The organism is Bacillus sp. FG16 (genome assembly GCF_057809515.1).
In genome coordinates, this window is the sequence record NZ_JBMDKC010000042.1 from 19,695 (window position 1) to 38,497 (window position 18,803).

General features: G+C 37.5%; 22 protein-coding genes. 11 read left to right on the forward strand and 11 right to left on the reverse strand.

The genetic code is table 11. The annotated features are described in order from the left end of the window. Window positions 1-39 precede the first annotated feature (39 nt). From sufB to yunB, 4 genes are all read left to right on the forward strand, one after another. Window positions 40-1,437: a Fe-S cluster assembly protein SufB gene (gene sufB, locus ACODS7_RS16525; RefSeq protein ID WP_001118824.1), complete on the forward strand. Its 1,398-nt coding sequence runs from the start codon at window positions 40-42 to the stop codon at window positions 1,435-1,437. A gap of 675 nt (window positions 1,438-2,112) precedes the next feature. Then, entirely contained in the window at window positions 2,113-3,504 is a 1,392-nt protein-coding gene (locus ACODS7_RS16530) for a bifunctional metallophosphatase/5'-nucleotidase (protein ID WP_289668894.1), read from the forward strand. Between the two features lie 65 nt (window positions 3,505-3,569). Then, window positions 3,570-3,872 (forward strand): YunC family protein, encoded by a 303-nt coding sequence (locus ACODS7_RS16535; protein ID WP_000248466.1) that lies wholly within the window; start codon window positions 3,570-3,572, stop codon window positions 3,870-3,872. Between the two features lie 54 nt (window positions 3,873-3,926). Next, complete coding sequence (gene yunB / locus ACODS7_RS16540; RefSeq protein ID WP_243168254.1) at window positions 3,927-4,658, forward strand: sporulation protein YunB; 732 nt, start codon at window positions 3,927-3,929, stop codon at window positions 4,656-4,658. Window positions 4,659-4,731: 73 nt separating this feature from the next. Here yunB and ACODS7_RS16545 read toward each other — a convergent pair whose 3' ends face one another. After that, a complete protein-coding gene (locus tag ACODS7_RS16545; RefSeq protein ID WP_016079836.1) occupies window positions 4,732-5,715 on the reverse strand; it encodes a M23 family metallopeptidase in 984 nt (327 codons plus the stop codon). A gap of 189 nt (window positions 5,716-5,904) precedes the next feature. On the opposite strand from ACODS7_RS16545, the gene lipA reads away from it, so the two are divergent. Then, window positions 5,905-6,801 (forward strand): lipoyl synthase, encoded by an 897-nt coding sequence (gene lipA / locus ACODS7_RS16550; RefSeq protein WP_000166367.1) that lies wholly within the window; start codon window positions 5,905-5,907, stop codon window positions 6,799-6,801. Between the two features lie 20 nt (window positions 6,802-6,821). On the opposite strand, the gene ACODS7_RS16555 is transcribed toward lipA, so the two are convergent. Both ACODS7_RS16555 and ACODS7_RS16560 read right to left on the reverse strand, forming a co-directional pair. Then, the gene (locus ACODS7_RS16555) at window positions 6,822-7,301 is read right to left on the reverse strand and encodes a YbaK/EbsC family protein (protein ID WP_098138467.1); all 480 of its coding nucleotides are present in this window, start codon (window positions 7,299-7,301) and stop codon (window positions 6,822-6,824) included. Between the two features lie 74 nt (window positions 7,302-7,375). Then, window positions 7,376-7,930, reverse strand: coding sequence for a histidine phosphatase family protein (locus ACODS7_RS16560; protein ID WP_243168252.1), 555 nt, complete (start codon window positions 7,928-7,930; stop codon window positions 7,376-7,378). 133 nt (window positions 7,931-8,063) lie between these two features. On the opposite strand from ACODS7_RS16560, the gene ACODS7_RS16565 reads away from it, so the two are divergent. Beyond that, complete coding sequence (locus ACODS7_RS16565) at window positions 8,064-8,507, forward strand: hypothetical protein (RefSeq protein ID WP_043935767.1); 444 nt, start codon at window positions 8,064-8,066, stop codon at window positions 8,505-8,507. A gap of 25 nt (window positions 8,508-8,532) precedes the next feature. Here the strand turns inward: ACODS7_RS16565 and ACODS7_RS16570 are convergent, their stop codons facing one another. Beyond that, entirely contained in the window at window positions 8,533-9,348 is an 816-nt protein-coding gene (locus tag ACODS7_RS16570) for a YhfC family intramembrane metalloprotease (RefSeq protein ID WP_016079840.1), read from the reverse strand. A gap of 100 nt (window positions 9,349-9,448) precedes the next feature. Between ACODS7_RS16570 and ACODS7_RS16575 the strand changes: the two genes are divergently transcribed. After that, window positions 9,449-10,183 (forward strand): MerR family transcriptional regulator, encoded by a 735-nt coding sequence (locus tag ACODS7_RS16575; protein ID WP_098138464.1) that lies wholly within the window; start codon window positions 9,449-9,451, stop codon window positions 10,181-10,183. Window positions 10,184-10,217: 34 nt separating this feature from the next. Here ACODS7_RS16575 and ACODS7_RS16580 read toward each other — a convergent pair whose 3' ends face one another. Next, window positions 10,218-10,796 (reverse strand): YhcN/YlaJ family sporulation lipoprotein, encoded by a 579-nt coding sequence (locus tag ACODS7_RS16580; protein ID WP_016079842.1) that lies wholly within the window; start codon window positions 10,794-10,796, stop codon window positions 10,218-10,220. 115 nt (window positions 10,797-10,911) lie between these two features. Between ACODS7_RS16580 and ACODS7_RS16585 the strand changes: the two genes are divergently transcribed. Further along, complete coding sequence (locus ACODS7_RS16585) at window positions 10,912-11,223, forward strand: YutD family protein (RefSeq protein WP_000970508.1); 312 nt, start codon at window positions 10,912-10,914, stop codon at window positions 11,221-11,223. Between the two features lie 45 nt (window positions 11,224-11,268). Here ACODS7_RS16585 and ACODS7_RS16590 read toward each other — a convergent pair whose 3' ends face one another. From ACODS7_RS16590 to glpX, 3 genes are all read right to left on the reverse strand, one after another. Next, on the reverse strand, window positions 11,269-11,766 hold the full coding sequence (locus ACODS7_RS16590; protein WP_016079843.1) for a hypothetical protein: 498 nt from the start codon (window positions 11,764-11,766) through the stop codon (window positions 11,269-11,271). 372 nt (window positions 11,767-12,138) lie between these two features. Then, on the reverse strand, window positions 12,139-12,405 hold the full coding sequence (locus ACODS7_RS16595; protein ID WP_000392611.1) for a DUF3055 domain-containing protein: 267 nt from the start codon (window positions 12,403-12,405) through the stop codon (window positions 12,139-12,141). Window positions 12,406-12,421: 16 nt separating this feature from the next. Next, entirely contained in the window at window positions 12,422-13,393 is a 972-nt protein-coding gene (glpX, locus tag ACODS7_RS16600; protein ID WP_000439090.1) for a class II fructose-bisphosphatase, read from the reverse strand. 147 nt (window positions 13,394-13,540) lie between these two features. On the opposite strand from glpX, the gene ACODS7_RS16605 reads away from it, so the two are divergent. The 3 genes from ACODS7_RS16605 (at window position 13,541) to ACODS7_RS16615 (ending at window position 15,568) form a co-directional block, all read left to right on the forward strand. Further along, window positions 13,541-13,981 (forward strand): DUF86 domain-containing protein, encoded by a 441-nt coding sequence (locus ACODS7_RS16605; RefSeq protein WP_016079844.1) that lies wholly within the window; start codon window positions 13,541-13,543, stop codon window positions 13,979-13,981. 80 nt (window positions 13,982-14,061) lie between these two features. Beyond that, window positions 14,062-14,694 (forward strand): helix-turn-helix transcriptional regulator, encoded by a 633-nt coding sequence (locus ACODS7_RS16610; RefSeq protein ID WP_016079845.1) that lies wholly within the window; start codon window positions 14,062-14,064, stop codon window positions 14,692-14,694. A 109-nt stretch (window positions 14,695-14,803) separates the two neighbouring features. Continuing rightward, the gene (locus tag ACODS7_RS16615) at window positions 14,804-15,568 is read left to right on the forward strand and encodes a TIGR01457 family HAD-type hydrolase (RefSeq protein ID WP_000276470.1); all 765 of its coding nucleotides are present in this window, start codon (window positions 14,804-14,806) and stop codon (window positions 15,566-15,568) included. 169 nt (window positions 15,569-15,737) lie between these two features. On the opposite strand, the gene ACODS7_RS16620 is transcribed toward ACODS7_RS16615, so the two are convergent. From ACODS7_RS16620 to ACODS7_RS16630, 3 genes are all read right to left on the reverse strand, one after another. Next, window positions 15,738-16,319, reverse strand: coding sequence for an NAD(P)H-dependent oxidoreductase (locus ACODS7_RS16620; RefSeq protein WP_016079846.1), 582 nt, complete (start codon window positions 16,317-16,319; stop codon window positions 15,738-15,740). Window positions 16,320-16,867: 548 nt separating this feature from the next. Next, complete coding sequence (locus tag ACODS7_RS16625; protein ID WP_016079847.1) at window positions 16,868-17,689, reverse strand: HAD family hydrolase; 822 nt, start codon at window positions 17,687-17,689, stop codon at window positions 16,868-16,870. Continuing rightward, a complete protein-coding gene (locus ACODS7_RS16630) occupies window positions 17,686-18,798 on the reverse strand; it encodes a cysteine protease StiP family protein (RefSeq protein WP_029443525.1) in 1,113 nt (370 codons plus the stop codon). The genes ACODS7_RS16625 and ACODS7_RS16630 overlap by 4 nt, the downstream gene beginning before the upstream one ends. Window positions 18,799-18,803: the final 5 nt, after the last annotated feature.

Consider the following 18,803-nt stretch of genomic DNA (forward strand, 5'->3'; position numbering starts at 1 on the left):
TTCCTAAAAATGAGGTTATCTAAGGAGGGACACACCAACATGGCGAAGCAACTGCCAGATATCGGCGATTACAAATATGGTTTCAAAGACAAAGACGTTTCGATTTTCCGTGCTGGACGCGGTTTAACAAAAGAGATCGTTGAAGAGATTTCACGTATGAAAGAAGAACCACAGTGGATGTTAGACTTCCGTTTAAAATCACTGGATAAGTTCTATGAAATGCCAATGCCACAATGGGGCGGCGACTTAAACGACTTAGATTTCGATGAAATTACGTACTACGTAAAACCATCTGAGAAATCTGAGAAGTCTTGGGATGAAGTACCTGATGAAATTAAAGCAACATTTGATAAATTAGGTATTCCAGAAGCTGAGCAAAAATATTTAGCTGGTGTATCTGCACAGTACGAATCTGAAGTTGTATACCACAACATGAAAGAAGACCTAGAAGCTCTAGGAATCGTCTTCAAAGATACAGATAGCGCATTAAAAGAGAACGAAGATATTTTCCGTGAGCATTTCGGAAAAGTAATCCCACCAACAGACAACAAATTCTCTGCATTAAACTCTGCAGTTTGGTCTGGTGGATCATTCATCTACGTTCCAAAAGGTATTAAAGTTGATACACCACTTCAAGCGTATTTCCGTATTAACTCTGAAAATATGGGACAATTCGAGCGTACGCTTATCATCGTAGACGAAGGCGCACACGTACACTACGTAGAAGGTTGTACAGCACCTGTTTACACTACTAACTCACTTCACAGTGCGGTAGTAGAAATCATCATTAAGAAAGATGCATATTGCCGTTATACAACAATCCAAAACTGGGCGAACAACGTATACAACCTAGTTACAAAACGTGCGGTTTGTGAAGAAAACGCAACGATGGAATGGATTGACGGTAACATCGGATCTAAATTAACGATGAAATACCCAGCAGTTATCTTAAAAGGCGAAGGCGCTCGTGGTTTAACATTATCAATCGCGATTGCTGGTAAAGGCCAACACCAAGATGCTGGTGCGAAAATGATTCACTTAGCACCAAACACGTCTTCAACAATCGTTTCTAAATCGATTGCGAAGCATGGTGGTAAAGTAACTTACCGTGGTATCGTACACTTCGGACCAAAAGCGAAAAACTCTCGCTCTAACATCGAGTGTGACACGTTAATCATGGATAACCAATCTACATCTGATACAATTCCTTACAACGAAATCAAAAACGATTACGTTTCACTTGAGCACGAAGCGAAAGTATCGAAAGTATCAGAAGAACAATTATTCTACCTAATGAGCCGTGGTATTTCTGAGCAAGAAGCTACAGAAATGATCGTAATGGGCTTCATCGAGCCATTCACTCGCGAACTTCCAATGGAATACGCAGTTGAAATGAACCGTCTAATCAAGTTTGAGATGGAAGGTTCTATTGGTTAATATTTAAAAGTGGAAGCGGCTCGTTCAGAATGTGAGGGGGATGGAGCTTCTGACGTAGAGGCGCTTTTTGCCTCATAGGAAGAAGTGAAGCCACCGAACATTCTAGCCGCTGGAACTGGATAATATATGTATGGAGAAAGCGCCCTGCTGTGCAGGGCGCTTTTTTGTTTTGCGGATTTGTCTTGGCTTGGGAGAGGATACCCGGGTGGGTGTTCAGCTAAATATATCAACGATTTTTCAAATATATCGATCATAAACGGGAATATATCAACGATTATTTCAATATATCAACGTTTCGACAAGGAATATCGATTTGTCGACAAGATAAGACAAAAGAAAATCCTCACATACCCCAAACATTTTATAAGAACAGAGAACGACTAGGTTTAAGACAAAGATACTGACAAATCCACTTGAACAACCATCCACTGAATTCTCTATTAAACTTTTTGACAAATCCACCCCTCCCTCCACTATCTGGAATTCTTTCCTGCATTAGCAAAAGTTTCTCATATAAAAAAGGACAATCTTTTGCTTTTTCTCACAATGCGAGTACAATGTAAAATAGCAAGAAAAGACGAAAAGTATTTACAGGATTATTGTGTGCGCATAGCGTAAATGGCAGTAAGGAACTGAGAGGAGGTTTTTTCTCTGAATACAAATAAAGAAACAATCATCCACCTTTATCATACAAACGATATACATAGTCATTTTGAAAATTGGCCGCAAATTTCTCGGTTTGTTCTAGGGGAGAAAAAGCGAAGACAGGAAGCGGGAGAGACTGTTTTGACGGTTGATATCGGCGATCATGTGGATCGTTTTCATAGTATTTCGGAAGCGACAAATGGGCTTGGGAATACGAAGCTTTTAAATGAGGCGTTATATGATTATGTAACAATCGGAAATAATGAAGGCATTACGTTAGCGAAGGAACATTTAAATCGGCTCTATGATGATGCTGGATTTGAAGTGCTTGTCGCAAATTTATTTGAAAAAGAAGGTGTACGTCCATCATGGGCGAAGCCTTATAAATTACATACGACGACAGATGGGATTACGATTGCCTTTATCGGATTAACGGTAGCTTATCCAGAGTTTTATCATATGCTCGATTGGCATATTGAAGATCCGCTTATCCATTTAGAGTCTATTTTAGAAGAAGTGAAAGATGAGGCGCATATTACAGTTGTCCTATCTCACCTTGGGAAAAGTATGGATGAGTATATGGCGGAGCATTATGATATAGATGTTATTTTAGGTGCGCATACGCATCATTTATTTGAGCGTGGTGTTCTACTGAACAATACTTTACTTTGTTGTTGTGAAAAGTGGGGGCGCTACGTTGGTCACGTGCAGCTTAATGTGGATATAGAGACGAAGAAGCTGTTGAAAAAAGACGGTAGAGCGATTAAGACGGAACGGTTAGGTGCTTATAGCGATCCGTTATCCACAATTGAAATACTGGAGGAAGAAAGTAAGCATATAATGGCAGAGCCTGTCGTTCATTTAAAAGAGTCATTACCGGTTGATTGGTTTCAGGAGACGCCGTTTTCTCATATGTTAGCAAGTGCACTGAAAACATGGTGCGGTGCAGAAATTGGAATGGTGAATGCCGGTGTACTTCTTGAAGGGCTAGAAGAGGGTGTTGTAACGCGCGGAGATATTCACAGAATTTGTCCACATCCAATTAATCCGTGTGCTTTGAAAGTTCCAGGAAAGATATTAAGAGAAGTTATTTTGAAAGCACGTAAGCCGAATATGGAGAATCTTGAGGTGAAAGGATTCGGATTTCGGGGAAAAGTGATGGGGAAAATGATTTATGCTGGTGTTGAAGTCATTCCAGATACGATTCCTGGCAATAAAATTTTATTAGAAGATGTATTGATTAACGGCGAATCGCTGGAGTTAGACCGTATATATACGGTAGGAACAATCGATATGTTTACGTTTGGATACTTATACCCAGAGCTATCCACACTTTCTGGCAAACAATATTATATGCCAGAACTACTTAGAGATGTGTTAACGGATATGTTAATAACTCATACAACTTCCGTTAAACTATAGGCTAGTTAACTTGTAACACTCATTTTTCTCTTGTCATACAGATAAGAAAGAGAGGAGTGTGAACTATGGTTAATGTGGAGCCAATTATAATTGATAATTATACGTTTATTGCGGTTAGCGTGAAACTTCCAAAGACGAATTTGCTAGCTGTAATGAGCGATAAAGGATATATTATGTGTGGTGCATTAGATGTAGGTCTTTTAAATGAGAAGTTAGGTGATCGGGGAATTATTGCTGGTCGTGCGGTTGGTGTAAGAACGATTGAACAACTTCTTGAAGCGCCACTAGAATCGGTAACGACTGGAGCTGAAGCATTAGGCATTCCAGCAGGAACGATTGGAAAAGAAGCATTATTAAAAATGAGATAAGCATATATCGTCCCTCCTTCTTGCATAGAAATGATATAAGAAGGAGGTTTTTTTATGAGTATATTTCGCTCGAAAAATTCGCGGTTTCGAAGGGGACCTATTGCCTTTCGGTATATACTGCTTATGTCGTTTATTCTTTTTGTTGTATTACTTACGCAAGGGTTGTGGATTGTGAATAATAGTATTCAGCCGACCTTAATTAAATATGGGGAAGCAGAGACGCATAAAATGGGGACGGCAATTATGACGAAGGCGGTAAAGGATCGAATTAATGAAGGATTCGATGTCGATTCATTAATGAAAGTACAGAATGATAAAAACGGGAAAGTATCCACAATTAATTTAAATACAAAGCAAGTAAATGAAATCGTAACGTCAACGACCACGTACATAGAAAAATATTTGCAGCAAGTAGAACAAGGGAATTTGAAGGAGCTAGGTATTTCAGAAAAAAACGGGGCGACTATGGCAGTGCCTTTTGGGCGTGTAACTGATAATGCGCTTCTTGGTAATATAGGACCAGATATTCCGATTCATTTCACGCCAATTGGGCATGTGAATACAGATATTAAACAAAAAATTGAGCCGCATGGGATTAATACTACAGCGATTCAAATTGTTATGGAAATGGAAGTAACGCTGCAAGTAATTATTCCATTTCATACGAAAGAGATAACTGTGAAACAAAATGTTCCGATTGCGACGCGCATCGTTCAAGGGGAAGTGCCTACGTATTATGGAAGCGGAAGTGTTGCTGTACCTGATAAAAAGAAAACAGATAGTTAGTTGCATATAAAGTGAAACTCGGCTCAGCCTGGCTTTTACTGGATAAAAAATAACCGTAGCAATGCAGCTACGGTTATCTTTTTGTATTTGCTCGTTCTTTGCGTTCCCAAAGGCTTAAATGCATGTATGGATCGAAGGCCCATTCTGTATAGCCATTGTCTTTATATATGCCAAAATGTAAGTGGGGTGGGAATTTTCCGGCTGTACCAGGAGGGCCGTAACCGGTGCTACCAACAAATCCGATTACTTTTCCGGGCTCGACAATTTGTCCAAGCTGTATTTCTTTTGAGAACCCGCCTAAATGAGCGTAATAATGGTAATTGTTATGAAGGTCTCGAATACCAATGCGCCATCCACCAAGGCGGTTCCAGCCTTTTGTTTCAATAATGCCATAGCAAGTCGATCTTACTGGCACGCCATATCCGGCGAAAATATCGGTTCCTTCATGAACTCGTCTGCCGCCAAAACTTCTTCCAGCACCGAAAGTACTACGGTAGCTATGGTCACTACGGATCGGAAGAGGAAAAGCATTTCCTTCTAAATTAATACGTCCATAATGTTTATAAATTTGGGCGTATTCGCTAATTAAATCAACTGTTTTTGCACGTCTATAATATTCCCAGAGCATAATTTTAATACGGTCTTCTGAAGTTCCTTGTTTCCTTAAAATAGTCGCTGCGGTATGCAGAAGATCACGGTCGCTATTTGCATTTGCAAATCCATCTTTGTCACCATCTAAACCTATTCCGCCAAATAGAGAAATTGTATGGGGGAGAGTATCGTTGCTATTAATAGGTCCAGCCCATATTTCTGGTTTGAAATAAAGGGAAATGATGGCATCTGGTTTTTTTGGAATATCTTTTCTTACGCTCCGTATATTTCTTTCATATTGATCCATTGCAGCTAAGTAATACCATGGAATGCCTGAAGACTGCTCGGTTTCTTTATATAGTGCCATGCGCTTTTCATATATGCTTTGCTGATTATCTTCACCGTAAGCGATGTTTTGGTGGAGAAGAAAACAAATAGAAAGCAAAAGAGAAATTTTTCGAAGCATGAAATAGACTCCTTTCACAACATCACTCTTTTTAGTGTGGGATATACGGAGTATTTCATTATAGGGAACGATTGGAAAAAATCTTAGAATCTTCATTTGAGCAAATCGCTTTCATACGTTAGAATAGATATGTTACATTGTAAGAAGCGAACACGGTAAACTATTTCATATTGTGCGGAGTTGATAACCATGACAAAACAAACAGAATATAAGCGCAAGCCCGAATGGTTGAAAATTAAGTTAAACACGAATGAAAACTATACAGGCTTAAAGAAAATGATGCGTTCTAAAAATCTTCATACCGTTTGTGAAGAGGCAAAATGTCCGAATATTCATGAATGCTGGGCTGTAAGAAAAACAGCAACATTTATGATTTTAGGTGCGGTTTGTACACGTGCTTGTCGTTTTTGCGCGGTTAAAACAGGCTTACCAACTGAGCTTGATTTACAAGAGCCAGAACGCGTAGCAGATTCAGTAGTACAAATGGGCTTAAAGCACGTTGTTATAACAGCGGTTGCACGTGATGATTTAAAGGACGGCGGAGCAGCTGTTTTTGCTGAAACAGTACGAGCAGTACGCCGTAAAAACCCATTCACGTCTATCGAAGTATTACCATCTGATATGGCTGGGGTAGAAGAAAACTTAAAAATGTTAATGGATGCAAAACCAGATATTTTAAACCATAACATTGAAACAGTACGTCGATTATCTAACCGAGTTCGCGCTAGAGCAAAATATGATCGTTCATTAGAGTTTTTACGTCGAGCAAAAGAAATGCAGCCTGATATTCCAACTAAATCGAGCATTATGGTCGGCTTAGGTGAAACAAGAGAAGATTTAATTGAAGCAATGGATGACTTACGTGCAAACAATGTGGATATTTTAACTCTTGGACAATATCTACAACCATCTAAGAAGCATTTACCAGTTATTAAATATTATCCACCAGCAGAATTTGCAGAGCTTAAAGAAATTGCACTTAGCAAAGGATTTAGCCACTGTGAAGCTGGCCCACTTGTGCGTTCTTCTTACCATGCGGACGAGCAAGTACGTTCTGCAAAAGAAAAAACAGCAGAAGCTAAATAATGAAAAAAGAGAGCTAACGATTAGCTCTCTTTTTGTTTATACTCTAAAACGGTATTTGTACATGTTAATAAAATCTTTTTTAATTCTTCTGTGGATAATTCAATTGTAAATTCAGGTACACCAGGTGTAATTACAATTTTATCGTACGTATAAACGGAACTGTCCACAATAATTGTTACTTCTTGTGAATAACCAAAAGGAGCTACACATCCTGGAGTACAGCCAGTTTCCATTCTTAGTTCATCAGGGGAACAGAGCGATAAGCGTTCTCCGGTTATTTCTTTCATTTCTCCGCGGTTAAGCCGAGTTCCTTCTAACGTAAAAAACACGTAAAAATTTCCAAATGCTGATTTTAAAAATAAGCTTTTACTTGGAGCACCTTGTAAGCCAAGTCTTTTACGTACAATCCGATCTGTCTCATAATCGAGTACCGGTTCGTGTTCGAATTTTTCATAAGAAACATTTGTTTTATGTAGTAGAGCAAGTACGTCTTCATACATATGAAATAATACCCCTTTCTATTGTTAGAACAGTCTCTTCTCGTGGCGTCAACTGAATGTTTTGGAAAGGGATATTACTTGGACGATGCTTCCCATAAGCGTGTTATGATACATTGTTCGTCGATTGTAATTTCGTAAATATCAAGATTCGTTAAAGTTCTCCATTCATTAAAGCCAATCGTATGATCAAAATGCTTTAAAATGAGCGTAAGTAAATTGCCGTGTGTAACAAGTAGTGTTGTCGTATGGTTTAACTGTAAAACGTCTTGAATAAGCGATATGGCACGGTCTGTTGCTTGTTTTGTTGACTCTCCGCCTGAAAAGGCAATATCTATGTTTGTAAAAGTGGATTCTAGTTTTTGCATCCAATCATCCATTGGAACGTTGCTCAATATGCGTTCAGTTAATCGTTCATCTTCTTGGATAGATAAGTTGGCTTGGAGCGCATAGGGCCGAATGGAATCGATAGCTCGGACAAATGGGCTTGAAATAATATGATCGATTTGTAGAGTATTTTCTAAGAGGAATGTAGCAAGGGTATTTGCTTGGTCTTTTCCATCGGTCGTTAATTCAGCATCACATTCTTGTCCAGTTGCTGAACAATGTCGTATTACAATAATTTTCTTCATAATTCATCCCCATCTTTCAAGTTGACGCTATATACTTCGACAAATGTGGAAATAATTCCTTTTTATTGGAAACAGCATATGGATTTAAATATGTGGAAAAGTAATGTGGATAATAAAAAATTGAGGTGCAATGATGAAAAAAATGATATGTATCGTAATCATTATTTGTTTTCTTGCGCAATTGTCCACAATATATGCAGAATCCAACCGAAAACTAAATTATCCAAGCAATCGAAATAAGTCATTTGTGAGTGAGGATGTTTTTTATAAACAGTTAGATAAGAAAATTTATAAAGAGTACAAAAATGCAGCATATAGTGTTCGGAAAAAAATTTCATTTAAAGAAGTGGCTGATGAGGAATTTTCTTTCTTACAAAAAACAGCAGTCGGTTGTCGAAGTAGAGTGGTGCTTCAAGATTTTTTTGTTCACCCTGATCGCCAAGTTTATTTTTTCGCTTCTTTTACTCAAAATGCAGTAGAAGAGTTTCATAGGTACATCGTTATAGATGCAGAAACAAAGAGGGAGTTGCGGGAGGGTAAAAGTTATCATCAGTGTGGTAATCCATATGAAAAATAAACCACCAATTTTGGTGGTTTATTTTTTACTCCGGTACACTCATTAATTTCTCTTTCATTTTGCGAATAAGAACGACAGCGCCAATTGTACAGAGAAGTGTAATTCCTTCGGCAACAAAGATGTTGATTGTTTTTGTTTGGTAAAGTGCCGCGAAAAAGTCTACAAATGCGTGGAATAGTATAGCGTATACTAGGAAGATGTATTTCTTCTGTTTTACTGCGTATAAAACAAGCATTGTAAAGGCGATTTGAAGCACGAGTGCCATAATTCTTTCTAAGCTACCAAGGAAGTATAAGTAGGCAGGTTGCTGAATTAGCATGTCCTGTAAAATGCTGAGCTCGGGTTTTTGTTCAATCAGTCGAGCGAAGCTACCATCGTTAATAGAATTAGCAAAGATTAATGCTTGTAATGCAGAAAAACCGCCAATTAAAATAGATTCAATTCCGCCGTGACCAATTCCATAAGCGAAGCCATCTTTATATTCTAGATATTTTTTTAGTAAGAAGAAGAAGGCAACGAAGCGTCCTAATTCTTCAAAAATACCAGCAGTCAATCCGCCATAAATTGCGAAGACAAACGGATTTTCTAAAAATGGAGCGATTGTTGGATTACCGCGCATAAATAGGTGGAATGGTGTTTCAAGAATTTGGGTAAATCCGATAAAGATAAGAACACCAACGCCGACCACTTTCCAATTAATATTATATTTTTTACGGAAATAAACGAGTACGATAATTGGGACCAGAATCGAGACAATGAGTTGAAAGATGATGCTGGCAATTACAGTATTTGAAACCATACTTTCACCGCTTTCTAATATATGTACATATCTATTATGCATGAAATATGGGAGAGATGAAACTTTTAGAAAGAAAATGAATTTACTTATTGACTCTAACGTTGCGTCATACTTTATCGTATGTACTAAGGGGGAGATACAAATGACAATGAGAGTAAAAGAAGTAGCTGATTTAGTTGGAATTAGTGTGCGCACACTGCATCATTACGATGAAATTGGGTTATTAACCCCAGACGAGACGACAGAGTCTGGATATCGTTTGTATTCCAATGAAAATTTAGAGACATTGCAGCAAATTTTGTTTTTTAAAGAGCTTGGCTTCCCTTTGAAGAAAATTAAAGAGATTATCATGAGTCCATCATTCGATCGCGAAGAGGCACTACAGCTTCATAAGAAAATGCTTCTTGAAAAGCGTGCCAGATTAGATAAGGTGATTGCGACGATTGATAAAACAATTCAGCATACAAAAGGAGAGATTGAAATGACGAATAAAGAGAAATTTGAAGGATTCGATTTCAGCCATAACCCATATGAAGAAGAAGCACGTGAAAGATGGGGAGACGCAGCTGTAGATAAAGCGAACGAATATGCAAAAGGTATGTCAAAAGAGAATCAAGAGGAGTTTAATGCTATTTATAGAAATTTAGCAACGCTTAGACACGGTGCACCAGATTCTAAAGAAGCGCAGGCAGCTATCAAAGTATGGTACGATTACTTGCAAAACTTTAGTCACTATTCATTAGACGCTTTTAAGGGCCTCGGTCAAATGTACGTCGCTGATGATCGCTTTACGAAAAATATCGATAAGTTTGGCGAGGGGTTAGCGCAGTTTATGTGTGATGCGATGGAGGTTTATGCGGATCGTAATAAAAAATAAAAAGTAAAACAGGTGGAGATTTTCTCCACCTGTTTTACTTTTTAATCATGTCATTCAAAGTCTGATCCCCCGTATTGTTCAAATGAGGATTTTTACTCATTTCACGTTTTAACATATCGAGGCTTTGCGTATATTCTGTATCATTTAATGCGCCAGATTGAAGGCCTTGAATTTGGGAAATCAACTTTTGGTCTGTTGATACATATGCTTTATAATAGCGAGGGACGATGGACAAAGCGGTTTTATATACTTGATCTGCTACAAGTTTTGGATCCGTTGTGTTTGCGCGGTATACAACGAACACTTCATCATCAGTAACGAGTGTAGCAGCGTTTGTAACGTCAGGAAGTTTGACTGTCATGCTTGTAATCATTTCAGCGACCTTCTCGCGATTAATGGCCCCTACTTGCTTGTTAGATACTTCATGTTTTTGTTTAGAAGAATAACCGACTCTCGTGAGTCTTGTATTTGTATTTTCTGTATGATACATGTCGTTTTTATTGGAAACAAGAACACGGCTTCCTTCTTCGCGCTCCATTTCGGCTTTATTATTTGTTTGGCAGCCTGCAAATAAGGAAAGAGTGAGAAGGGAAAGTAAAATTTGTTTTTTCACGATGTATCACCTCCTTCTCCATAGCATGTACTAATTTGCAATTTTTTGTATTTGAAATTGTTGGTTGTTATGCTTTGTGATACGATAAAAAGAAGAATGCTTAGAGAGGAAGTTAATGATGGAGCAAAAGCAAGAGCAAGAGATTCATGCTACGGTGAGCATTAATAATGTTCAGTACGAAGTAATTAAAAACTTTCGTGACGGTTTTAGTGAAGAAGCATTTAAAGAGCGCTATGCAGAAATTTTAAATAAATATGATTATATCGTTGGAGACTGGGGATATGAGCAACTTAGATTGCGCGGATTCTTTGATGATAGTAACCAACGTGCGACATATGATACGAAAATTAGTACGTTAACGGAGTATTTATACGAGTACTGTAACTTCGGTTGTGCACACTTCGTATTACGAAAAGTGAAGAAATAAAAAAATCCTCTTACAATTGTAAGAGGATTTTTTACATATTCTCGCTTATAAACAAATCGAGATATGATCGCCTTCAGAAAGTATTGTATTTGGCTTCATTTGTTGTCCGTTCAATTGAATATCCCCATTTTTAATTTTATCCACAATGAGTGTACGGCTCCAGTCGGAAATATATGTGGATAAGGCTTTATCAATGCGGTGAGAACCGAAAACGATATCTAATACGATCGTGATTTCGGCTAAGCCACTTTCTTTATGTTGCGTAATGGAAATGGTAGTAGTTGTTTCTGGTTGATCATGCTGCGTCATATCGACTGTTTCAACGTGATCAGTAAATGATTTATAAATACGCAGTTTTTGATTCCACGTATGGTCTTTCGGACATTTATAAATGGCAAAGCGGTATATGTTTTTTCCGTTGGCGTTATGCCTACGAATATTTGTGTCGGTAAATAGGGTAGTACGTCTGCAATTTTTACAATATTTTTCGATTGTGTTTTGCTCGTTTTCATATAAACTCCAAGAAAGTTGTACTTTCTGCATTTTTCTTCACCTCTTATAGTAGTGGCAAAGAAACGTAATACAGCTATTTGGATGTTTTGTAGTATGAAGACATGAGAAATAGACAAAAATAAAAGGAGTTCCCCAAAGAGGAACCTCCGTAAACATCATACTACAGATGCGTTACGTTCCTTTGTAATGGGAATGGGCAGACTACTCCCTTGAAAAAGCGAGGTGCTTTTTTGAGAGTAATGCTATCCGATTGCTGGTCCATTACAAAGTAAATGTTGGCATACGTAGATAACGTCCTTTCTATCCAAATAGATTTATTCTTAATTATAACATAGAAGATTGAAAATTCAAAACTCTTATAACAAAAAAACACCAGCTAAAATAGCTGGTGCATACGATAAATTATATAAGTTCAAATAAAAATGAGCGTAGTTCTTCTGCAATTTCTTCAGTCATAGAAAATGCGTGCTCTAAGTAGCCTGGTTCGTTTAAATCGTCAGCACCGATAATTGCAAATTTATTACTTTGCATATCAAGTACAATTGTTTTACCGTAATGACGATCGGAGTATAAAAGCGCTAAATCATGACGCTCATTTTCTCCCATAAAGCTAACGAAACGAGTTTTTGTAGCGACAGTGTCGTCGTACAGAAAGAAACGTTCTTCCATACACATGGCTCCTTTATTAAATATCTAAGTTTAAGTGTGGTTTATGATCTAAATGGTGATGCGTTTTAATGAATCGTACTGTTCTTGTTTTGTAACGCATTACGATAGAGTATGTTTCAGCTAAATCTCCGCCAAGGAATTTAACACCGTCTAATAACTCACCAGCAGATACACCAGTTGCTGAGAAGATTGCATCATCCCCAGATACTAAGTCATCTAACATAAGAAGTTGACGAGGGTCTTCTAATCCCATTTCACGACAACGAGCTTCTTCTTCTTCGTTCATTGGAACTAAGCGAGCTTGCATTTCACCTTCAAGGCACTTTAATGCTGCTGCAGAAATAACACCTTCTGGAGCTCCGCCAATACCTACGAATAAGTCGATACCCGTTCCAGGTAGTGCTGTTGCGATTGACGCACCAACATCACCGTCACCAAATAATTTTACGCGTGCACCTTTTGCACGAACACGGTCAATAATATCTTGATGACGTTCACGTTCTTGAACGATAACCGTTAGGTCACGAATCTTTTTATTGTTAGCTTCTGCTACAATTTCAATTGTTTTTTCAATTGGATCATCTAAGCTAATTTTACCAGCTGCTTTTGGACCAACCGCGATTTTTTCCATGTACATATCAGGAGCATGAAGAAGGTTCCCTTTGTCTGCGATTGCAATAACTGCCATTGCATTTGCAAGACCTTTTGCAACGATGTTTGTACCTTCTAATGGATCAACGGCGATATCTACTTCTGGACCGTTACCTGTTCCTAGTTCTTCACCAATATACAACATCGGTGCTTCATCAAGTTCTCCTTCACCAATTACAACTGTACCTGCCATGTTTACTGAATCGAACATATCACGCATTGCTGTAGTTGCTGCATCATCTGCTTCATTTTTCTTTCCGCGGCCCATCCACTGTGCGGATGCTAAGGCTGCTGCTTCTGTTACACGGACAATTTCTAGTGCGAGTTCACGTTCCAAGATTCCATTCCTCCAATTTCAAAAATCATACAAATATAACTATAACAAATAACGGAGAAAAGGTGAATTCGAAAAATTGTCGATTTTTTCAGAAGAAAGCGTTACAATTAAAATGTAAATGCTTTAATTTCCAGGTAGGTGACATTCATGTATTTTGTAGACAGAAAGAAAATAGAACAAATGCTAGTATGTTTAGAACGAGCAACAAGTACATTTCAAAAGAAAAAGATATATGAAACCGAGTTTGAATTTTACGCATTAGAGCGCATAGCCCATCTTATTATTGATACTGTATTAGATGTAGGAAATGCGATGATTGATGGATTTATTATGCGCGATCCAGGAAGCTATGAAGATATTATTGATATTTTAATGGACGAGCGAGTGATAAGTGAAGAAGATGGACAAGGGATGAAAGAAATTATCCTTCTTCGAAAAATGCTTACGCAAGATTATATTCAAATGAATCATGATGAATTATATAAGACGATTCAAAAACATATTGCAGTGGTAGAAAAGTACCCAGCAAATATTCGCAGTTATTTAGAAAAGGAATTAGGACCTGTATCTGCATTTGTACCAGAATAATTATGCTTATAAGATCCCCAGAGAATACCTTTTGGGGATCTTATATTGTATGTGAGAAAGAAAAGGGAGAAGGGTGAAGTATGGGGGAAGCACGTACTACGAAAGACGAGATTGTGCAATTGTTGAAAGTAAAGGGAGAGCACACAGTAGCTGAATTGGCTGACGTTTTAGAGATTACAGAAATGGCAATCAGAAGACATTTAAGTAATCTTGAGAAAGACGGACTCATTTATTCTAAGATGGTAAGGCAACATGTCGGAAGACCAACTTATTTGTATGGATTAAGTGAAAAGGGAGAAGATACATTCCCGAAAGAGTATAAGCAATTTGCGATTGATATGCTAGAAGATTTAGCTCGAATGGGCGATGAAAAAATACTTCATTACGTTTTAAAAGAGAGAACGAAGCGTATGGAAGAACAGTTGCAAAAGAGAGTAAGTAATCAAAAGAATTTAGCATATAAAGTGCAAGAGATAGCAGCTATGCAAGAGAGAAATGGTTATATGGTTCAAATAAAGAGAGACGGAGAGAATTCTTTCGTAATTGAAAAACAAAACTGTCCGTTAAAAGAAATTGCAGAAAGATTCCCGCAAGTATGTGAAGATGAAAAAGAGATGTATAAGCGTTTATTTACGAACGCAGATGTGAAAACGCTAGCAAACATGTGCGAGGGCGATTGTAGTTGTTCTTACCAAATAAAAGAGAAAAAATGAACGTTATGGGGCGCTTTAAGGTAAAGCGTTTTTTTCTTTTGGAAAAGCGGGTAATATAAAAGTGGTATGATAAGGTGAGAACGTTAGCATAGAAGGAGAGACATAATCGATGTATAAAGGTTACTTAATTGACTTAGACGGTACGATGTATCGCGGAGAAGAACAAATTGAAGAAGCAAGCGACTTCGTCAAAGCATTAGGAGAGCGCGGCATTCCATATTTATTCGTTACGAATAACTCAACTCGCAAACCAGAACAAGTGGCAGAAAAACTTGTTCGTTTCGATATTCCAGCGAAAGCGGAGCAAGTATTTACAACGAGTATGGCGACAGCGAACTTCATTTATGAACGTAAACAAGATGCAACTGTATATATGATTGGTGAAGAAGGCTTACACGATGCTCTTGTGGAAAAAGGATTTGAACTTGTGGATGAAAATCCTGATTTCGTTGTTGTTGGTTTAGATCGTGACATCACATATGAAAAGTTAGCAAAAGCGTGTCTTGCTGTGCGTAACGGCGCAACGTTTATTTCCACAAATGGGGACATTGCCATCCCAACTGAGCGAGGATTATTACCAGGTAACGGTTCATTAACATCGGTTGTAGCAGTATCGACAGGTGTGGATCCAATCTTTATCGGAAAACCAGAATCAATCATTATGGAACAAGCTTTAAAAGTTCTTGGTATAGGAAAAGATGAAGCATTAATGGTTGGGGATAACTATGATACAGACATTTTAGCAGGAGTAAATGCTGGTATGCATACGCTTCTTGTCCACACTGGAGTCACAACTGTGGAGAAGTTAACAGAATACGAAGTTCAACCGACGCAAGTTGTGCATAACTTGACGGAGTGGATTGAGAAGATGTAATGAAAAAAGCTGTTCCAAACTTTGGAACAGCTTTTTTTATTTCGTTGTGACTAGTGTCGATTTTTGTCGGTAAGTCGATATATTTGAAAAATCGCCGATATATTTAGAAAATCGCTGATATAATCTGAGTTGCGCTGATATATTAAAAAAATCGCTGATATAAATTTATTTAAAACGCACGATTCACAACGTCTTTCACTTCTTCAAGATATTGCTTACGCACACTGTCATCCACAGAAGGGACACTTGTATAGAATGTATGCTCAATTGTTTCAATGCCTGTAAATTCAAAAATACCAACATCCGCTGTTTTCTTCATTGCATCAAACATGCCGCCTGCTGTGTATGCTTCTTTCGTATTGCCCATTGTAGATAATAACAATCCTTTTTTACCGCTTAATAACTTTTCAATGCCGTTTTCACCGTAAGCATAAGCGAAGCCATGGCTAAATACACGGTCAACGTATCCTTTTAAAATAGCAGGAAGTCCCGCCCACCAAACTGGATAAATGAATGTAATGCTATCCGCCCAAGAGATATGCTCTTGCTCTTCTTTAATATCTTCTGGTGTATTTCCTTGAGCAAATGAGATGAAATCGGAAGCGCCTAATACTGGATTGAAGTTTAATTCGTATAAATCACGAACACGTACTTCGTGACCTTTTCCTTCTAATTCACTTTTTACTGTTTCTAAAATCGCATGGTTGAAGCTTTCTGTATTTGGATGTGCATAAACGATTACATGTTTCATTGTTCTTCCTCCTATTTGTGGATAAGTGAATAGTTATTTGTATATCTGTAACTATTATGGTTACTTGTATTACGGAAGTCAAGGAAGACATATGTATGTATAAAAAGACGCCCAAAATCGCCTTTCTATACCCCACTCATACAAAGAACAAAGAAAACAAATAAAATGATGACAATACCAATGCCGAAGTTAAATACGAGAGTACTATCCATATATGTAGCCTCCTTGTTTGAAAGTAAAAAGCACTCTAGTGAAGAGTGCTTTTTTATTTTGAATCTATTTCATAACTTTTAGAAAGTGATTTATTCGTGTAACGATTTACATTATTTTATGTATTTATACTTTGAAATGAGTAAGTCCTTGTGGAATATAGAAAAAAAGACACTCTTTCGAGTGTCTTTTAAGATGACAAAATGTGCCAATTGCTTGAGGTTGATAAGACGCTAATTTCCGTGTTAACGCCTTTTCTTTAATCAAGAAGTGTAGCAACAGCGATTCAAATAAATTGTACCATTTGTTTAATTGCGGTGCGTATGCAATTGTGCATATTATGACCGTGAGGTAGGTAATGAACTGTGAATAATTTGAAGTGATTTATTTACGATTTCTTCTGCGGCATATATGCCGATTGCGTCTGTTTTTAAAATATGGGATTGTAAGTTGTCATGCATTGCCCCTAATTCACCATGAAGTGGTGCGAAGGCATGGTTCGCCTTTTCAAGCATGCATAAATCAAGTAAAGAATCCCCAGCTGTAATAATCGTATCTATTTGCAAAATTTCTTTTATATATTGCACGGCGTCCCATTTGTTAATTGGTTTTGGTACAAAGTATAGCTTTCTACCTTGAAGTGAATGATTCCAGCCTTGTTTGTCTAACCAGGAAGTGAAGGATGATAATTCATCATAAGGAATGTTCTCTCGTTTAACGATGCAATAATGGAATAGATCATCAGCTGTTTTTTGTGATGTAACCCAATCTTTATGAGCTATTTGTCCAAATTCCTTTAGTATGTCGTTTCCCTCTATACATTCAAACGATAGTCTTTCTTTTACTATCCTGTTCCAAGTACCATCTTGTTTACCGTTATGAAGGATATTACCGCCGTTACTTGTAATTGCGTATTCGGGAATGATTTCGTCTTGGAATAAAGAAATACGCTGAAACTGCTCAATAGTTCTTGTTGTAACTGGGATGAAATGTGAGTGCAGTTGCAATTTTTTTAGTAGTGAAATGGTTTTATGTGATATGAAAGAAATTTCTTTCCCATCTAAAGTTTCAATGAGTTGAATTGATTCATCTTCTATAGGGGCACGAAACGATTTCCGGGAATAAATAAGCGTCTGATCAAGATCACTGGCGAAAATCATATCGTTTCCCTCTTAAGAGGCTTAATGAGCCCGCAACATGAATAAGCCATATTCTCATAGATTTCAATAGGGACATTCTTTTCTTTAGCAAGAAGTAAAATATGCTTTAAATCGGGATTATTTTGCTTACGTATTAAAATTTTCCACGGTATTCTTCGGAGTAATACGCGAGTTGTTTCACCGACTCCTGGTTTAATTAAGTTACTATCGTCAATTTCAAAGTGATTTTGGATAGACTGTATATCTTTTAATCCTTGCCAAGAGGGATCAGTGTAAGTTGAAGCAATATAACGTAATTGATTATCTATATGAGAATGAACAGAAGGGAATAAATCTGTTACCTCATCAATGAAGAAATTTGATAAATCTTCTTGTTCTAGCTCTTTATAATATTTAACACCATGAAAATCATTTGGACCGATATAGGTGTCATTTAGTACAGTGCGGCTAATTAGTCCAGAGACGGTTGCATTTAAGCAAGCGCTAGGAATAAGGAAATCTTCACGTGTACCGTAAATTGAAGTACAGTAACCGGGATCAGCAAGCACAGCCATACAATGAGAAATGTGTGTATTATTTCGTTCGTTAAATGTGTGTACTGCATATTCTAATTCTTTTTTTATTGCACCTTTCCCAGTCCACCCATCAATGAATTGAATTGTTTCTTTAGGGTGATGTTCCAAAATATAATGGAGTGCATTTTCATCAATACCGCGTCCGCGAACAATAGAAATACAATAGTGAGGTACATCAAGGTTGTATTGATAGCGTATGTAGCGTTTTATAAGAATGCCAATAGGTGTACCAGCACGAGCTAATGAAACGAGGACAAGGTTAGTTCCTTTAGTCTGTATAATTTGTTCGGCGACAACTCCAACAGCGATGGCTAGTTTGTGTTTGTATTGTTGCAGGGAAAAAAAGAATAAATCCATATACGCTTTAGATGGTTTATATTCCATTGGTAACATTTCGGAATAATGTGTGCCAGCTTGAATTGCTTGTTCTCTAGTTTCCGTGGAGCTTTCTTTCATTAAATCACTAATATCTTTTAATAGAAAAATAGCATCATTTGGATTGTAACTACTAATATGAGAATTTACTTTTACCATAATTA